At 49.9% G+C, this 14964-nt stretch carries 13 protein-coding genes and 1 rRNA gene; 6 read left to right on the top strand and 8 right to left on the bottom strand.

What is annotated here, in order from left to right:
* From rrf to P2G53_RS06015, 3 genes are all read left to right on the top strand, one after another.
* Window positions 1–114 (top strand): 5S ribosomal RNA (rrf, locus tag P2G53_RS06005); the annotation flags it as partial.
* 133 nt (window positions 115–247) lie between these two features.
* Window positions 248–733: a DUF2489 domain-containing protein gene (locus P2G53_RS06010; protein WP_275815267.1), complete on the top strand. Its 486-nt coding sequence runs from the start codon at window positions 248–250 to the stop codon at window positions 731–733.
* A gap of 11 nt (window positions 734–744) precedes the next feature.
* On the top strand, window positions 745–1119 hold the full coding sequence (locus P2G53_RS06015; RefSeq protein ID WP_275815270.1) for a hypothetical protein: 375 nt from the start codon (window positions 745–747) through the stop codon (window positions 1117–1119).
* A gap of 2 nt (window positions 1120–1121) precedes the next feature.
* On the opposite strand, the gene P2G53_RS06020 is transcribed toward P2G53_RS06015, so the two are convergent.
* The 8 genes from P2G53_RS06020 to P2G53_RS06055 all read right to left on the bottom strand — a co-directional run bounded on the left by P2G53_RS06020 (window position 1122) and on the right by P2G53_RS06055 (window position 11399).
* Window positions 1122–3764: an ATP-binding protein gene (locus P2G53_RS06020; protein ID WP_275815272.1), complete on the bottom strand. Its 2643-nt coding sequence runs from the start codon at window positions 3762–3764 to the stop codon at window positions 1122–1124.
* A complete protein-coding gene (locus P2G53_RS06025; RefSeq protein WP_275815275.1) occupies window positions 3761–4714 on the bottom strand; it encodes an ABC transporter substrate binding protein in 954 nt (317 codons plus the stop codon). Before P2G53_RS06025 ends, P2G53_RS06020 begins: the two co-directional genes overlap by 4 nt.
* Before the next feature lie 25 nt (window positions 4715–4739).
* Window positions 4740–6809: a TonB-dependent receptor gene (locus tag P2G53_RS06030; RefSeq protein ID WP_275815277.1), complete on the bottom strand. Its 2070-nt coding sequence runs from the start codon at window positions 6807–6809 to the stop codon at window positions 4740–4742.
* Window positions 6810–7000: 191 nt separating this feature from the next.
* On the bottom strand, window positions 7001–8641 hold the full coding sequence (locus tag P2G53_RS06035; RefSeq protein WP_275815279.1) for a POTRA domain-containing protein: 1641 nt from the start codon (window positions 8639–8641) through the stop codon (window positions 7001–7003).
* A gap of 141 nt (window positions 8642–8782) precedes the next feature.
* Window positions 8783–9445 carry a hypothetical protein gene (locus P2G53_RS06040; RefSeq protein ID WP_275815281.1) on the bottom strand — a complete coding sequence of 221 codons (663 nt, stop codon included), beginning with the start codon at window positions 9443–9445 and terminating at the stop codon, window positions 8783–8785.
* Window positions 9446–9751: 306 nt separating this feature from the next.
* Window positions 9752–10420, bottom strand: coding sequence for a 2OG-Fe(II) oxygenase (locus P2G53_RS06045; RefSeq protein WP_275815283.1), 669 nt, complete (start codon window positions 10418–10420; stop codon window positions 9752–9754).
* 128 nt (window positions 10421–10548) lie between these two features.
* Window positions 10549–10698 (bottom strand): hypothetical protein, encoded by a 150-nt coding sequence (locus P2G53_RS06050; protein WP_275815285.1) that lies wholly within the window; start codon window positions 10696–10698, stop codon window positions 10549–10551.
* A gap of 74 nt (window positions 10699–10772) precedes the next feature.
* Complete coding sequence (locus P2G53_RS06055) at window positions 10773–11399, bottom strand: PRC-barrel domain-containing protein (protein ID WP_275815287.1); 627 nt, start codon at window positions 11397–11399, stop codon at window positions 10773–10775.
* Between the two features lie 553 nt (window positions 11400–11952).
* Here P2G53_RS06055 and P2G53_RS06060 point away from each other — a divergent pair.
* From P2G53_RS06060 to P2G53_RS06070, 3 genes are all read left to right on the top strand, one after another.
* A complete protein-coding gene (locus P2G53_RS06060) occupies window positions 11953–12360 on the top strand; it encodes a hypothetical protein (RefSeq protein ID WP_275815289.1) in 408 nt (135 codons plus the stop codon).
* 75 nt (window positions 12361–12435) lie between these two features.
* Complete coding sequence (locus tag P2G53_RS06065; protein WP_275815291.1) at window positions 12436–12921, top strand: DUF411 domain-containing protein; 486 nt, start codon at window positions 12436–12438, stop codon at window positions 12919–12921.
* A gap of 12 nt (window positions 12922–12933) precedes the next feature.
* On the top strand, window positions 12934–14964 hold the full coding sequence (locus tag P2G53_RS06070) for a copper resistance system multicopper oxidase (protein WP_275815293.1): 2031 nt from the start codon (window positions 12934–12936) through the stop codon (window positions 14962–14964).

Consider the following 14964-nt stretch of genomic DNA (forward strand, 5'->3'; position numbering starts at 1 on the left):
TGGCGACCATAGAGTTGTGGAACCACCTGAATCCATCCCGAACTCAGACGTGAAACGCAACATCGCCGATGGTAGTGTGGGGCTTCCCCATGTGAGAGTAGGTCATCGCCAAGCACCTAATATTAAAGAACCCCGGTACCGTATGGTCCCGGGGTTTTTTAATGCCTGTTATTTACGCCTGATGTGCATAATGTGTCTGATGTGGCTAAGATAGCGCGAACTGAAAAACACTGAATTTGGGTGATAAATGTCTCAGCCTGTTGTCTACACACTTATTGGGTTATGTCTGGTTGTTATCGCACTGTGTCTGGCGTATCTGTACAGATACTGGCAGCAGCGTAAACAGAAGCAGAAGGCTGAGGTTGAAAGGATCGAGAAGCAAGCCAATGACCTGCGTGAGCGACGCGCCTATCTGATCGAAAGCGTGCAAGTTATTGCACGGGCTGTAGGTCATGATGAGAAGCTCACATTGACTGAGGCATCTATCAGACTCAGTACATTGCTTGAAAGCCTCTCACCCGAGTTGGTTAAGAAGCCGGAAGTTTCAGTGTTACGTGAGATGCATAATCTGACTCAGCATATTCCGATTAAGGATAAGTGGCAGCAGCTTTCTAAACAGGAGCGCTGGCGTTATAAGCTGGAAATGGCTGAGCTGGAAAAAAAGCATGAAGCAAAAATTCATCAGGCAGCCAGTTTCCTGGTTGAATACGATTTCAGTAAATTGATTCACTGATGGTGATCTAGATGGATTTTCTGGCTGTTTTTGCAGTGACCTTATGCATGACAGTTGGTTTGTGTCTTGCTCTTCTCTACGGTAAACCACCTACCTATCGGCCTCGACGTGAAGAGATTCTTCATCTCCTGAATGCCGTTATCACTCAGCAGGCTTCTGTTGATCAATGGACACTTTTTCTGGCGTTGCCCATTACGCATGATCCTGATCTGGAAGCGATTCGTGTCAGTTGTATTGCATTGGATGAGGGTACTGAAACGGTATCTGCGGCTCATCAGGGGCTCAATGGTGCCATTTATGATCGGGCAGGCATGGAACGGTTGCAGGTTATTTATCAGCGCTTAGAGAAACTGATTGAGGCTGAGCCTGTGTCACGCTGGTTTTGATGTTAAAACTGTTCATGCTCGATAATACGCGTCATATGCCAGAGCTTTTTCCAGATTGTGCGCAGCTGTTGGCTATGGATTGCTTCATGCAATTCTGTTCCGGCGTTTTCGAGTTCGGGTAACTGGTACAGTCCAGCCAGACCAATGATCTGGTGGCTGTGTTCTCGCATGCCGACAAAGTTGTGCTTATCGAAATGATTTCTGAGTCCTTCTAACTGTTGTTTCAGCTCATCAGTCAAATCGGCTTGGCTAATGCCATACGCCTCCAGCTGAGTGCCGCAGGTCGGTGACTGGTCCGGAGGGGGTTCTGCTGTCCTGTTTGATGCCTCTTTCGGGAAAAGCAGTTCTTCGATGGTTTGGAACAGCTCATGATCATTAATCGGTTTCAATAAAACCTGATTGACCCCAGCCTCCAGCAGCTTTTGATGTTCACTGCTGATGATATTGGCTGTCAGGGCAACAATAGGCAGGGGATGTTTGCGCCGCAGTCGTATCTGACGCGTTGCTTCTATACCGTCCATTCGTGGCATATGTACATCCATCAGCACCAGATCAGGATTAAGCCTCAACGTCTTATCTACGGCTTCTTCACCATTGGCTGCTTCATAGACTTTAGCTCCAGCTTTCTCAAGGATGCGGCAGACCAGTAAGCGGTTGAAGTTGTTGTCTTCAGTGATCAGGATGCGCGGTGTGCCACTGAACTTAAGCGTTGCAGTTTCTTGCTCTGGTGACTGCTGTGCATCCGGTGACAGTGCGTTTAGCAGCAACTGTGTCCTGACCGGTTTGCGCAGCTGGATCACTTTACGGGGCAGGTCCAGCGCCAGCGGTTGGCTTGAAAGAATGACCACCGGGTGCGTGGCATATTGCAAAGCTTCACCTAGTTGCAGAATGGTCGCTTCGCTGAGATCACCTGCCGGTAAGCCCCATAAAATGGAGCTGGTTGGCAGGCTCTCGGCGAGCTTGGACATCTCTTCCAGTGATTTAGCGACATGGATCTCTGAGATGAACGGTTCAAGCAGGTATTTAAGTGCTGTTCGTACTTCCGCACAGTGATCATAAATAATCAGATGGTTAACCTGAAGCGGAGACAGTATTGACTGTACCGGGCTGACTTTGAACGGTATCTCTAAGGTGACGGTTGTACCATGCTGTTCTTCGCTGGCGAGGCTGATGGTACCGCCCATCAGCTCAGTTAATTGTTTAGCAATAACCAGCCCTAGCCCTGATCCACCGTAACGCCGGCTGATGGACGTATCGGCCTGATTAAACGCCTTAAACAGATGTGTTACGCGCTCTTCCGGAATGCCTGTACCCGTATCCCTCACAATGATGCGCAGACTGACTTGCTGGTCCGCCTGAACAGTGGCGCTGACATAAACGGCAACATGCCCTTCCGATGTGAATTTGACAGCATTGCTGACGAGGTTACTGATGACCTGCTTAACACGCACAGAGTCCCCGTGAAGGATGCGTGGAGTATCCGGCTGGATAATGGGTACCAGTTCAAGTTTCTTGTCGTGCGCGAGAACGGTTTGCATCTCGAAGACATCAAGAATACAGCTTTCGATATTGAACGGCAGTTGTTCCAGTTCTATTGCATTGGATTCCAGTTTTGAGTAATCCAATATGTCATCAATGATTGAAAGCAGTAGTGTTGATGTGAGGTTAATAATGCGGGTGTACTCTTTCTGCTCCATTTTGAGCGGTGTCCGCTCTAACAAACGAGCGAAGCCAAGTACCGAGGTCAGCGGTGTTCTGAGCTCATGACTCATGCGTGCCAGAAACTCATCCTTTGCCGCATTAGCGTCATCTGCGTGCTGTCGTGCTGCATCAAGCGCCTGGTTCTGTTTCTCAAGGTGAACCAGCGTAGAACGTAACCTTTGCGTGGCTCTATCGACCTGACTCTCCAGATTCTGCGTTGATTCATACACCTGATGTGCCAACTGGTTAAAACCATGTGCCAGCTCTTTGAGCTCACCGGTACTTTTAATGGTTGCCCGAGCTTCCAGATTGCCGCGTTGGAGTTGCTGAATAACGCGACTCAGCTCCAGAATGGGTCGGGTGATCTGGCGTCCGAAACGTGTCGCGAGCCAGAAAGCCAGGAGGAATATGATCCCCAACATGACCAGACTGCGCAGAATGATTTCGTGCTGTCTTTGTTGGGTAGGGTTATTTGAGAAGGCCACAATCACCCAACCAATAAACTCGGGGCTGCTGTATTCGGGCTGCAGTTCCGGGTTGTTGGTGATGTCGAACCCGGTGGTCGTAATGGGATAGCGGAAGTAACTGATATTTCCTTCCTGCAGCGGGAATTTGGCTGCTTCGGGGGGGATAAAACTTGAAGCCGCCGCCCGTTGTACCAAACCATATTCACGATCCAGGAAGAGTACGTCAGCCACTTCTTCCTGTTTCATTGCTGAGCTGATCAAACTTCGTAGCGCGGAAGTGTTGCCGGTGAGCATGCCAAACTCTGCTGACGAGGCCAGCAACTGACTCATAATCAGGCCTTTTTCCTGCAGTTGGGTATGTGCATCCTCAAGACGTGAGGTTATCAGGTGTCCACCCAACAAGAGGGTAATCAGTAACAGCGGCAAGAAGGTGATCAGCAGTACACGCTGACGTATGCCCAGGCGCCAGGTGATCATGGCTCCATGCCTTTGAGTTGTTGTTCCAGCATCTCTGCCGCTTGCAATTGGATATGCAGAGAACGTGCGGCCACCGGGTTTGTGGCAACCTTGAAATAACGCGGGAACTGCGCTTTTGGCAGGATGTTTTTATTAAGCCAGATGGATAGAACTTCAGCGGTTTGTTTGCCGATATCAGCGGGATCAGAATAGACAGCCGCCAGGGCACCGGCGGTGACATATTTGTCTGAAAATCCGATCAGGGGTATCCCTTGTCTGAATGAAATATACAGAATCCACTTTGCTGTCGTGCGGTTAAACAGGGACTTGTCCGGTAAGGTGAGAACGACATCGCTGCCCGCAATCAGCGATTGCAGTTTCTGCATTGGGTTATCGTCTTCGCTGAGTACTTCATGTTTGATGCCGATTTTATTTTTTTCACCCTCGCGCATCAGCTCCGGTAACTCTTCGCTGGAAAAAGGCCCCAGCGCTGTAGCGATCGTGCGCGTATCCGGCTTAATGATTCTGATCAGATTGAACTGGCGCTCAAGTGGCTGATCAAGAAACACAGCGGTGAAGTTATTAATCTGCTGTCGTGGGTGGGCTGCATATTTTTCCATCAGGCTGAGGTATGTGCGCCTGGGCAGGAAGGCCATAATCAGTGCTTGTTTTGATGAGAGCTGGCCAAAAGCCTGATCCGCTGCCTGTGAGCCTATGGCAATGGCTGTGGGATAGAGTAAGGCGTCACTGTGCTCAGCGCTGAGTTCGTCCATCGAAATCAGTGTGAAGGGCTCGGTGATTTGATGGGTAATGGCTGTTACAACTTCCTGATAGGCAATCTGATGTCCGCTGGTGATTAGCAAGACGCGGGCATGTGCTTGCCCAAAGGTGAATAAAAGAGCCAGCAGCAACCCGCACAGCCGCCTGGCTGGAAGGTATCGTTTGGCTGCTTTATTCATCTTGATGGGCACTGATCGGGTCCGTTACAACATGCCATTAAAATTTGAACGTGAGCTGCAAATATGTTCTGCGATCAAAGGTATTGAAGTGATAAAACTCTGAATACCTCCGATCAAACAGGTTCTGGATAACCAGTGCTGCGGACAGCTGGCTACCCCAATCCAGATTAAAGTCATAGCCCAGGCGCAGATCCGTGCGGTTGTAGCGATAATCCGGGTAGTCATCATCATTGCCTTCCAGCCAGCGCACTTTATGCAGGTAATACTGAGCAAGGCTGACAGAGGAATGCGCTGTTGGTTTGGTACTGAGCAGCAAAGAGGCAAGATGTAAGGGCGCAGCTTCATCTAGACGCTGTACGCCTTTGTTACCTCTGTCACGATCGCCCTTTACGTTGTTATAGCTGTAATTAAACAGGGCAGAAGAGGCATGACTTGCTTTGGAAGCGTATTTGAACTGAAATTCAAATCCCTGGTTGGTCCAGTCATAACCATTTTCCTGAATGATATAACGGTTATCCAGATCATCTGCATCGACGAAAAATGAACCGATGGCATCGTCGATGTCTTCATAGAAAATACGGACATCAAGCTGGCTGTTGATATGTGGAAACAGAGTGAAATAACCGATCTCTGCTGAATTGATCTTTTCCGGGCCTAAATCCGGATTGGGTTTAGTATAAATATCGTCATCAACCCCCAGAGGGAAATGCAGGGTAAACGCGTTATTTGCAGACAGCAGCGAAGGCATACGATAGGCCTGGGTTACGGCTGTGCGTATAGAAGAATCGCCGTCTAAGAGGTAGTTGGCGGCGAGTCGTGGCGAAAAGCGTGTACCTGCAATAGAGCTGTGCTCAAGCATGCCGCCAATATTAAAAACCCAGTCAGGTATTGTTTTTAATTCAATATTGCCAAACATGCGCCAGCGATTTTCATCCAGCCAGCGGTTGTTAGCTTGTTGCAGCAGAGCACCACTTTTCGCGCGCTCATAGCGGTATCCTGCACCAACCACGGCCTCGATACCCGGTTTTGTCAGCGTGTGAAGAAACTCGATATCGTGAGATTCAGTTTTACCGGTTTCTGAATCTTTAAATATACCTGTCGGGTTGAGCGCGTTCAGTTCTGCGCCTGTACCGGGAGGCAGCGGGCCGAATGATTCTTCAAGTAGCACTTGAAGTTCGGCGTCACTGTAGCGCGGTGTTTCCATATTCAGATAGTGGTGCTGATAGCTTATCTGATAAGCATGCTCCGGATCGATGATTCGGTTCCATTGCAGCGACTGTGAACTGGACTCGTGTTCACGGGTGATAAATTCGGCCTCTTCAGGATCTTCTCGGTTGCCATCACCCCGGTCGACATACCCATTATTGAATCCCAGACTGAAGCTGAATGTGTCGATGAGTGAGGGTGTGTAAACGCCTTCAATATTAAGGTGTCGAATCAGTCCTTTATCCCGGTAACGTTCAATACCATCATTTTGATAGAACCCGCCCCGGACGGTTAATTCCAGACCTTCGAAGCTGGCGCTGTGTCGCAGATAATAACTTTCAGTGCCTAAGGCGCCCTGAGTGGTTTGGATTTCTGTACCACGATCCTGCAGGGGGGAACGCGTAATAATATTAATAGCACCGGTGAACGCATTTGAACCATGTGTCGGTACGTTGGAGCCCCGGACCACCTCAATGCGTTCAATATCATTGGTTGTCAGTCCCAGGGTTTCCCAGACCACGGTTGATAACAATGGGATATAGACGGAGCGACCATTAATCATCACCTCCATCTGGCGCGGGAAATCATCACTGACGCCATGATAGCTCACGCCAAACTTATTACTGTGGACATGGTACACACTCATACCAGGCACCAGTCGAAACAGATCTGGTATGTTTTGAGCGCCGGATGCCTCGATCATTTTTCGGTCGATGATGCTGATAGCGGCGGGCGTTTCAGTGAGCTTTTGAGTCAGGTGCGTAGCCGAGATGACTTCAGGTATGTCGATCAGCAGGTCGGTTTCGCTTAAAAGTGGCAGTGATTCATTCGCCTGCAGGCTGATGGGCAGGGCAACCAAAGCCAGCAGAAGGGATGGGCGGCGTGTTTGGTTTGGTTTCATCTGTATCTTCTTGGCAGTCGGTTCATAAAACCAGACTGTTTGCAGGTTATTATCAGATTTTCAAGCCAATATATATGATTATCGCCGCCATGACGATTGCTTCAAGAATGAAACCGTTGTTTTCAATAATCCAGCTGAACATATTCTCTAGCTTAAATTAAACCCGGCTTTCGCCGGGCTTAACACAGTAATTAAAAGGACCAGCGCAGGTTTAGATTGTAATAAGGACTATGGTCACCGGACTCAACATGTGGGTCGCCGGTGGGTTTTGCGTATTCAAGCCCGACGCTGAAATGTTTGGTATCTGTCACCTCAAGACCCAATGCATAGGATGAAATCGACGAATCGATGTTTGGATCATTGAGTTCTGTATGAGCCGTATCGACAGCGGCGTATGGCTCCAAGCGTTTAACAAAGTTACCGGTCATCGGTATCAGGTAACGCAGTTCAATTTCGGCGGCGATCCCGCGATCCCCCTGAGCCTGTCCGTCATCGTATCCGCGTCCGAAGCGTTGGCCACCATATCTCACACGCTCTGCTGAAGGCAGAATGTCATCAGAGAAAAACAGACTGCCTTTGGCCGTCAGACGCCACTGAGGAGTGAGTGACTTGCGCCATAACCCGTCCAGTTTGAAATAGGTAAAATAGAGGTCTTCTGAACCGGAGCGACTGGAACTGCTTTGCTCGATCTCATTGCGGTTATTACCCAGATCAAGACCCTGCTTGATGCTGCCGCTAAGTTGCCAGAAGCGTTCTCGATTCAGATCCTGCCAGCGTGATACCAGTTCAAGGGCTGAATAGCGCAGGTTCTTTTCAATGTAAATCGGCTCAAAACCTTCCGGTGTGAGTTCGTAGTTTGAGGTCTCATCCAGATAGTGAAGATTACCCCCTAGCCACCAACTTGAAGTGCGCGTGAGGTTGATTGGATAGTTCAGGCCCAGCTTGAGTCGGTCACGGGTTTTCACCTCTTCGTTGTTGACCGGAATATCAGTGATGTAGAAGGTATCGTCACCATTGCTCTTGAAGTGGTTGGCGGACAGGCTTAACTGTAAGCCGTCATCCCCCAGTTCCCGCTGGTAAGCAATATTAAGATAGCTTTCGATGGTGTCGCCCGGTATCAGTCCCGAAACGGTCAGTTTGTCGGCATTTGAGGTCAAAGAGTTTACGGTCAGTCCCAGCTGCAGCCGCACTTCATCCTGATCGGCCTGAATATTGAAACTGCGATCAAAGGTTCGCACTTCGGTGGCTTCGACCAGAATGGTCGTAGCGCCAGAAGTGGTGACCGGGCGCGGTACGTTGACTTTAAAACGATAACCCGGTGTGCTCTGAATCAGGCTTATATAACGCTCATATCCTTCAAGCGTCAGCGGTTTTAATTGCTGCAATTTGGCAACTAGACCCTCAATTCTTGCCCGGACATCAGGGTCTTCAATTTTGATATCGCTCTGGGCAATGTGGCCCTCAATCAACATGACAATCAGGTTGCCATTTGCCAAAGACTGGCGCGGCAGGTGAGCAAACGAGAGGGGGTATCCTGCTGACTGATAGTGCTTGGTGATTGTCTGCAATGCCTGAGTCAGTTCTGCTTTACTGACCTTGTGGCCCTTGATGGGAGCTACCATGGCCTGCAGTTCAGTATCAGTGAATACAGTACCACCCTGGAAGGTTACCTGACGTACATCGAAACGTGGCAGGTCTTTCACTTCAGAGGTGGCCTGTGGGGCTTCGGGCAGCTTGTTCTGCTCTGGTTCGTATTCCGGTACCGGCAACGTTGGGCCATCAGGATCGGCAATAAACGGAGGTTCTGCTGCAGTCGCGGGAAGGGTGACCAAACTACTGCCAATAACAGCGCTAAAAACAAGATATGGGAGTGAGTGAAAACGCATGTGTGTGCCGGGTCCTTTGGCGTATAAAACTAGAGAATTGTGCAAGTCCGTTGGGAAGCTGACTGTAACATAGGGCGAACCAGTTTATTAGAGTAAACCACCCACCAGGGGATCCAGAAGGCCATCATCCACCTGATCAAGCAGGTCTGTTAATGGATCCAGTAAGGAGTCCAGTAGTGTGTCTTCCTGAATCAGGTCATCCACTGTGCCGATCACAGAATCAACCAGTTGGGTTTCGTTAATGTTTCCTGTGAGTAAATTGTCAGCGGATTCAGTCAGTTGATTCAGGTTCAGTAGACCATCTTCGCTGCCTAACAGGCTGTCTAACGAATCAGTAATTGGCTCCAGCAGTGGAGGGTTGGTCAGATCCCCTCCCAACAGGCTGTCTACAGTACCCGTAATCGGATCGAGCAAGGGTGTTTCAGCGTTAATAAGACTGTCCAGGGTGTTATCAAGCGGCTCGATCAGCAGACCGTCCAGGGTGCCTGTAATCGGTTGAAGTGTGTTATCCAGCGTACCGAGTAAGAGGCTGGTGTCGCTACCCAGCAGGCTATCCAGGGTACCCGTCAGGTCAGAGACCGTGCCACCGGTGAGGTTATCAATATTTCCGGTCAGACTGGTGAGTAGTCCCTGATCAAGATTTAACAGGTCGCTCTCAAGGTCCAGCAGATCGGCAGTCAACTCAACGGGAGGCTCTTCAGAGGGTTCTGCAGCTACAAAATCAGCGTTTGGGGAGGGTTCTCCGATCACAATTTCAGCCTCCGAGGAGGTGGAGGAGGAGGGCATAACATTCGCTGTCTGGGAGGCTGTGCAACCTGCACCAACTATTGCTGCAGAGAATATGCAGCAAGTGACTAACAGTTTCAAAATGTTATTCATCTATCCATGCCCAAATTGCAATCAGTGGCTTGTTCCATGCCAAGTGGCTTACAGAGTCGAACCACTTATAAACAATTTTAACTTAAATTGAGGACGCGATTATAGCAAGTTTTGAGTAAAAAACACGCAATTAAGCTCTTTCTAATGTTATCGGCAGTGACGCGCCGCGGTTGAGTCTTAGCTTGGCGGGTCGAGGTTATCCATATGGGTCGTATTTATCCGGAACCAGCCGGCCACACTGAAGCGTTCACGAGAGGCGGCCAATACTTCATGAGGAAACTCTTCACTCAGAAAAATGACCAGAGTACCAAAAGCGGGCAGCACCTTGGTGAGAGGTTCTTCGGAATTATGCTCACTGTAAATAACCAGTTCACCACCTTGATCCGGTTCCCAGCCCCGGTTTAGGTAAGTGACCAGGGATAACACTCGGTTTGACTGGCCTTTGAAAGCATCCAGATGCTTTTTGTAAAAATCGCCAGGCTGATAACAGGCGAAGTGGCTTTCAAACGAAAACAAACCCATAAAGAGTCGACGGTTAAGGTAGCAACGCAGTTGTTCAGTCCAGTCCAACCAGACTTTTGCCGAAGTCATCTGTGCTTCAATCCAGAGGATTCGGTCACGACGCACAAAGGGGTTTAAAGTTTGGTTAGCACCCCGGCCAATATTGGCCTCATGAAAATCGGTCTCATCCTGATGGGCCAGTACCTGCAGTAGTTGCTCGGAAATATCTGCAGGCAGTGCCGAAGGCAACACGACATAACCCTGTTCTTCGAGTTTCACAGCGATCTGCTCGAACAATACATCGTTTATGTCAGCGGATGTTTCAGGGAAGTGAGGGGTGTTCATTGCAGTGTGCCGAGTTGAATCCAAAGATGCTATTTACCCCAGAAACAGTGTCGTGGATAGCACTTTTTTAAGCGGCCATAAAAAAGCCTGATCACAGAGATCAGGCAAGGTGTTACCAAGAGTTGAGTCTACTCTTTGGTGACGGGAGATTGTACGTCGTAACCCTCTTCGCTGAGCAGGTAACCTGCGGTTCCGCCAATGGCGGCCCCTGCTACAAAACCACACCCCTGCAGCACGAGACTCGACAACAAAACTGATAAAATCAATACGCGTTTCATGTTGGTACCCTCCTCATATCAGGACCATTTAGGCGCCTGAGATTTTGGTTGATCAGCGTGGGTTTACCGCTAGGTTAGCTCGTTCCGCCCACCGCCGTAGGCTCGACGGGGATCGCATCAATGGCGGTAAATTCTCTCAGTGGCAGATCGTCTGGTAGAGAGATGTAACCCTCGCCTTTGAATTCAGCGGCTTGCTCAAGAACTTGGGCTGAGCTGTTGATCCTGATTTTGCTGTTGGCCACCGTGAGTTTTTCAATGGGTACGGCAACGTTCTTACCGCCGAAGCCCAGTATTTTCCCCGATGTGATAACCGCTTTGTATTCTGCAGCACTCATGCTGCGCACAATATCGGTCACTGCGCCAACCGTGTTGCCTTTGCTGTCGACAACAATCATGTTGGTCAGCTGGCCTGGGGTCAGTTCATAGATCGGATTAAGTTCCGATTGGGGTTGCGCCTCGGTCTGCGTATCACCTGATTTATCAGACCAGGTGCTATTGGCTTTCAATTCACCTGCCAAAATTGTGGTTTGCTGAGCCGGCGTATTGGTTTCCACCTGCAGGGCCGGTGCATCCAGTTGCACTTTGACTGGTGAAGTGTCCGCAGCCACGACTGCTTCAGCGTCAGCGTAAACGGCGGGAATGAAAAGTGCAGACAGTGCGCCGGTGAGCAGCGTGGTTCTGGAAGAGATATTCAAAAACATACAAACCTCCATCAATTTTAAACCACAACAGATGCCATTAGGGTTGGGGCAAAGTTGTGAAACCTGTGGAAGATTTAGCGAAGTCTGTGCCAAAAGTTGGTGCCGACCTGAAAGACGGTTGTTTTTGTTTTTAAGTAATTGAATTTAAGATAAATTATTCTTAAAAAGGTTTTTCGGCGTTTTTATTTGATGGATATTACTGAGACTTTTTAATGCTCTTTAGTGGTAAAAATAGGCGCTCAATGTGTTTGTAAATATATGATTTTAAATATTTTATTTTAAATGTCTCTATTTGGCGACAGTGTTTTTGCAGTGCTATTGAGGGTTTGCGCTGAATCGGATTTAGAGTGTCGCTTATAAGCGACGGTTTTGTTGAACTATATCAGTCTTATCGGTTCTATATTTGCGTAAAGATTTTTACAGAGATACATTGATTGCATGGAATCAGAGTGAAGGTCGTAGCGCGGTCTGAGAGGTCTTTCGGATATCTGCCCTGCTGCGATACTTCACCTGGGAACTTTGATTTTATGGTCTGTAGATAATGATGGTCTGTATGTTGAAAAAACGCCTGGTGTTGTTGCTGATGCTCCTGATGAGCATGCAGTCACTGGCGGCGATTCAAATGCCGCAGACTGTCACTACGCCAAAAACACCGATTCCCATGCATCACGCACAGCATCAAATGCCAATGACCACGGATGACGGTTCCAGCTCATGCCTGGAACATTGTCAGCAACAGGCGTTGACTGCCCAAGCTGATGCCCATCCTCAGGCTGATCACTGTCAACCCGGCCACTGTCAGTTACATTCGTGTATCAGTAACGCGGCCGGTGCAGGTATTCATCAATCCGGTCTGAAATTTGCGCGCCAACCCGAACGACACTACATCTACCCGCCTTCCCATGGCTTGTCTGGCCAGATAACCCCTCCTTTGTTGCGGCCTCCTATTCCCCGCGGCTGATCAATCTCCGGCTTTATGTCGAAATCAGTTGTTCATTTAGCACGTCTGAAAAGACGTTTTGTATTTGGTGGTGGTATGAAAAAAATTACGTTTTTGCGTCTGCTGTGCCGTTTATCGGGTGCAGCTATGGTTACGTTGATGGCTCAGATGGCCTTTGCGGCTGGCGAAGAGTTAAAGGTGTATAAAAGCCCTGATTGTGGCTGTTGCGGAAAGTGGGTAGAACATCTTGAGTCGCAGGGACTTGAGACTGCAACCCTGCATCCGATGAATCTGGCTGCAGTAAAGCAGCATTACGGCATTAAACCGGCTTACCGCTCTTGCCATACAGCGGTATCAAACGATGGATACGTCTTTGAAGGTCACGTGCCTGCCCGGTTTGTTACCGAATTTTTGCAGTCGCCACCTGAGGGGGCGCTGGGGCTTGCAGTACCCGGCATGCCTGTTGGCAGCCCGGGCATGGAAATGGACCAGCGTTTTGATCCCTATGAGGTTATTTTGCTGAAACAGGATGGAACGGCAGAGGTGTACAAATCCATCAAAAGCCCTGACCAGCAGTATTAAAGGGGGGCTGTTATGAAAATTTCAGATAAGTCCGTGTCTGCAGGTCTGAGCCGCCGGCAGTTTGTTACCGGACTCGCAGCGGGTGGAGTATTGGGTGCACTGGGTATGCCTGGCTCCAGGCTCTGGGCTATGCAAGCGCCTGCGGGAGCGCCCGAATTAAGCGGCCAAACCATCAATCTCAATATAGGGCAGCAGCGCGTCAACTTTACCGGCAAAGATCGCTTTGCAACGACTGTCAACGGATCCCTGCCAGCGCCTACGCTCAGGCTTAAAGAGGGTGACAAGGTCACAATCAATGTTACCAATCGTCTGGGCGTAGACAGCTCTATCCATTGGCACGGCATTATCCTGCCCTCTGAGATGGACGGTGTGCCCGGCTTTTCGTTTGATGGTATTCAGCCCGAAGAGACTTTTACCTATCAGTTCAGCCTGAATCAGTCCGGGACTTATTGGTACCACAGTCATTCCGGTTTTCAGGAACAGACCGGGTTATACGGCGCGCTGGTGATTGAACCTAAAGAGCCTTACCCCTTCACCTTTGACCGTGACTATGTGGTGATGTTGTCTGACTGGACCGATGAGTCGCCGATGGGCGTGTACCACAAACTGAAAAAGCTCAGCCATTACTACAATTTTAATGAGCGCACTTTTCAGGATACCTGGCGGGATATTCAGGACAAAGGTGTGAAGGCAACCTATCAGGATCGGGCCATGTGGAACCAGATGCGCATGAGCCAGACCGATATCTCAGATGTCACCGGTTATACCTACACCTACCTGATGAACGGTGTCACTCCGGCCGAGGGCTGGAAAGGCCTTTTCCGTGCAGGTGAAAAGATCCTGCTGCGTTTTATCAACAGTGCCGCCATGACTTTTTTTGATGTGCGCATCCCCGGCCTGAAAATGACGGTGGTTGCGGCGGATGGGCAGTACGTTGAGCCGGTGACTGTTGATGAATTCAGGATTGGCGTTGCAGAAACTTATGATGTGCTGGTTGAGCCGACAGCAGACCAGGCTTACACCCTGTTTGCGCAGACCATTGATCGATCCGGTTATGCCCGCGGGACACTGACCCCAGACTACGCGATGGTTGCGGAGGTGCCTGAAATGGACCCTGTGCCGTTGCTCAGTCATGGCGATATGGGCATGGGGGGCATGCATGATATGCATGGCATGGATCACTCTGCTCACAGTGAACAACCAATGGCCGCAGTAGGTGATCCCCATGCAGGCCATCAGATGAAAGCTGAGCCAGCAGTTGATCATTCTGCGCACCAGATGCAGTCAGACAGCAGCATGGATCATTCGGCACATAATATGGCTTCCGAAGAGACCACCAAGTCCGCGTCGCAGGCCATGGATCACTCCGGTCATGATATGAGCTCTGGTAGCAGTATGGACCACAGTGCGCATCAGTCGGACAAAGCGGCTGCTATGGATCATTCAGCGCACCAGACGACGGGTCAGCCCGCGATGGATCATGCAGCGCATGCGGCGCATGGAACAACAGGCCAGCCTCAGTCCGCGCCGGTACAGCATGCTGCGACCGAGTATGGGCCGCATGTGGATATGCGTGCAGAGGACCCGCAATACCGTCTTGATGATCCGGGTATTGGCCTGCGTGATAATGGCCGACGGGTACTGACTTACGCAGATCTGCGAAACCTCTATCCGACCCCCGATCCCCGACCCCCTGAACGTGAAATTGAACTGCATCTGACCGGCAACATGAGCCGTTATATGTGGTCGATTAATGGCGTGCCTTTTGCCGATGCAGAACCGCTACACCTTAAATATGGTGAGCGGGTGCGCATAACCCTGGTCAACGACACCATGATGAATCACCCGATGCATCTGCACGGCATGTGGAGTGACCTCGAAACCGGCGACGATGGCAAACTGCCGCGTAAACATACGGTGATTGTTCAGCCCGGTTCCAAAATCAGTTACCGCGTTACCGCTGATGCTAAAGGACGCTGGGCTTACCACTGCCATCTCATCTATCACATGATGGGTATGTTCCGTGAAGTCAGAGTAAGCTGA

The sequence above is a fragment of the Neptuniibacter sp. CAU 1671 genome (genome assembly GCF_029222905.1).
Lineage (GTDB): Bacteria > Pseudomonadota > Gammaproteobacteria > Pseudomonadales > Balneatricaceae > Neptuniibacter.

Excerpts from the sequence above, each read along its gene's own strand:
- P2G53_RS06015 (WP_275815270.1), top strand. The coding sequence starts at position 745 with ATGGATTTTCTGGCTGTTTTTGCAGTGACCTTATGCATGACAGTTGGT.
- P2G53_RS06050 (WP_275815285.1), bottom strand. The coding sequence starts at position 10,698 with ATGAAACGCGTATTGATTTTATCAGTTTTGTTGTCGAGTCTCGTGCTG.
- P2G53_RS06020 (WP_275815272.1), bottom strand. The coding sequence starts at position 3,764 with ATGATCACCTGGCGCCTGGGCATACGTCAGCGTGTACTGCTGATCACC.
- P2G53_RS06030 (WP_275815277.1), bottom strand. The coding sequence starts at position 6,809 with ATGAAACCAAACCAAACACGCCGCCCATCCCTTCTGCTGGCTTTGGTT.
- P2G53_RS06045 (WP_275815283.1), bottom strand. The coding sequence starts at position 10,420 with ATGAACACCCCTCACTTCCCTGAAACATCCGCTGACATAAACGATGTA.
- P2G53_RS06070 (WP_275815293.1), top strand. The coding sequence starts at position 12,934 with ATGAAAATTTCAGATAAGTCCGTGTCTGCAGGTCTGAGCCGCCGGCAG.
- P2G53_RS06055 (WP_275815287.1), bottom strand. The coding sequence starts at position 11,399 with ATGTTTTTGAATATCTCTTCCAGAACCACGCTGCTCACCGGCGCACTG.
- P2G53_RS06065 (WP_275815291.1), top strand. The coding sequence starts at position 12,436 with ATGAAAAAAATTACGTTTTTGCGTCTGCTGTGCCGTTTATCGGGTGCA.
- P2G53_RS06010 (WP_275815267.1), top strand. The coding sequence starts at position 248 with ATGTCTCAGCCTGTTGTCTACACACTTATTGGGTTATGTCTGGTTGTT.
- P2G53_RS06060 (WP_275815289.1), top strand. The coding sequence starts at position 11,953 with ATGTTGAAAAAACGCCTGGTGTTGTTGCTGATGCTCCTGATGAGCATG.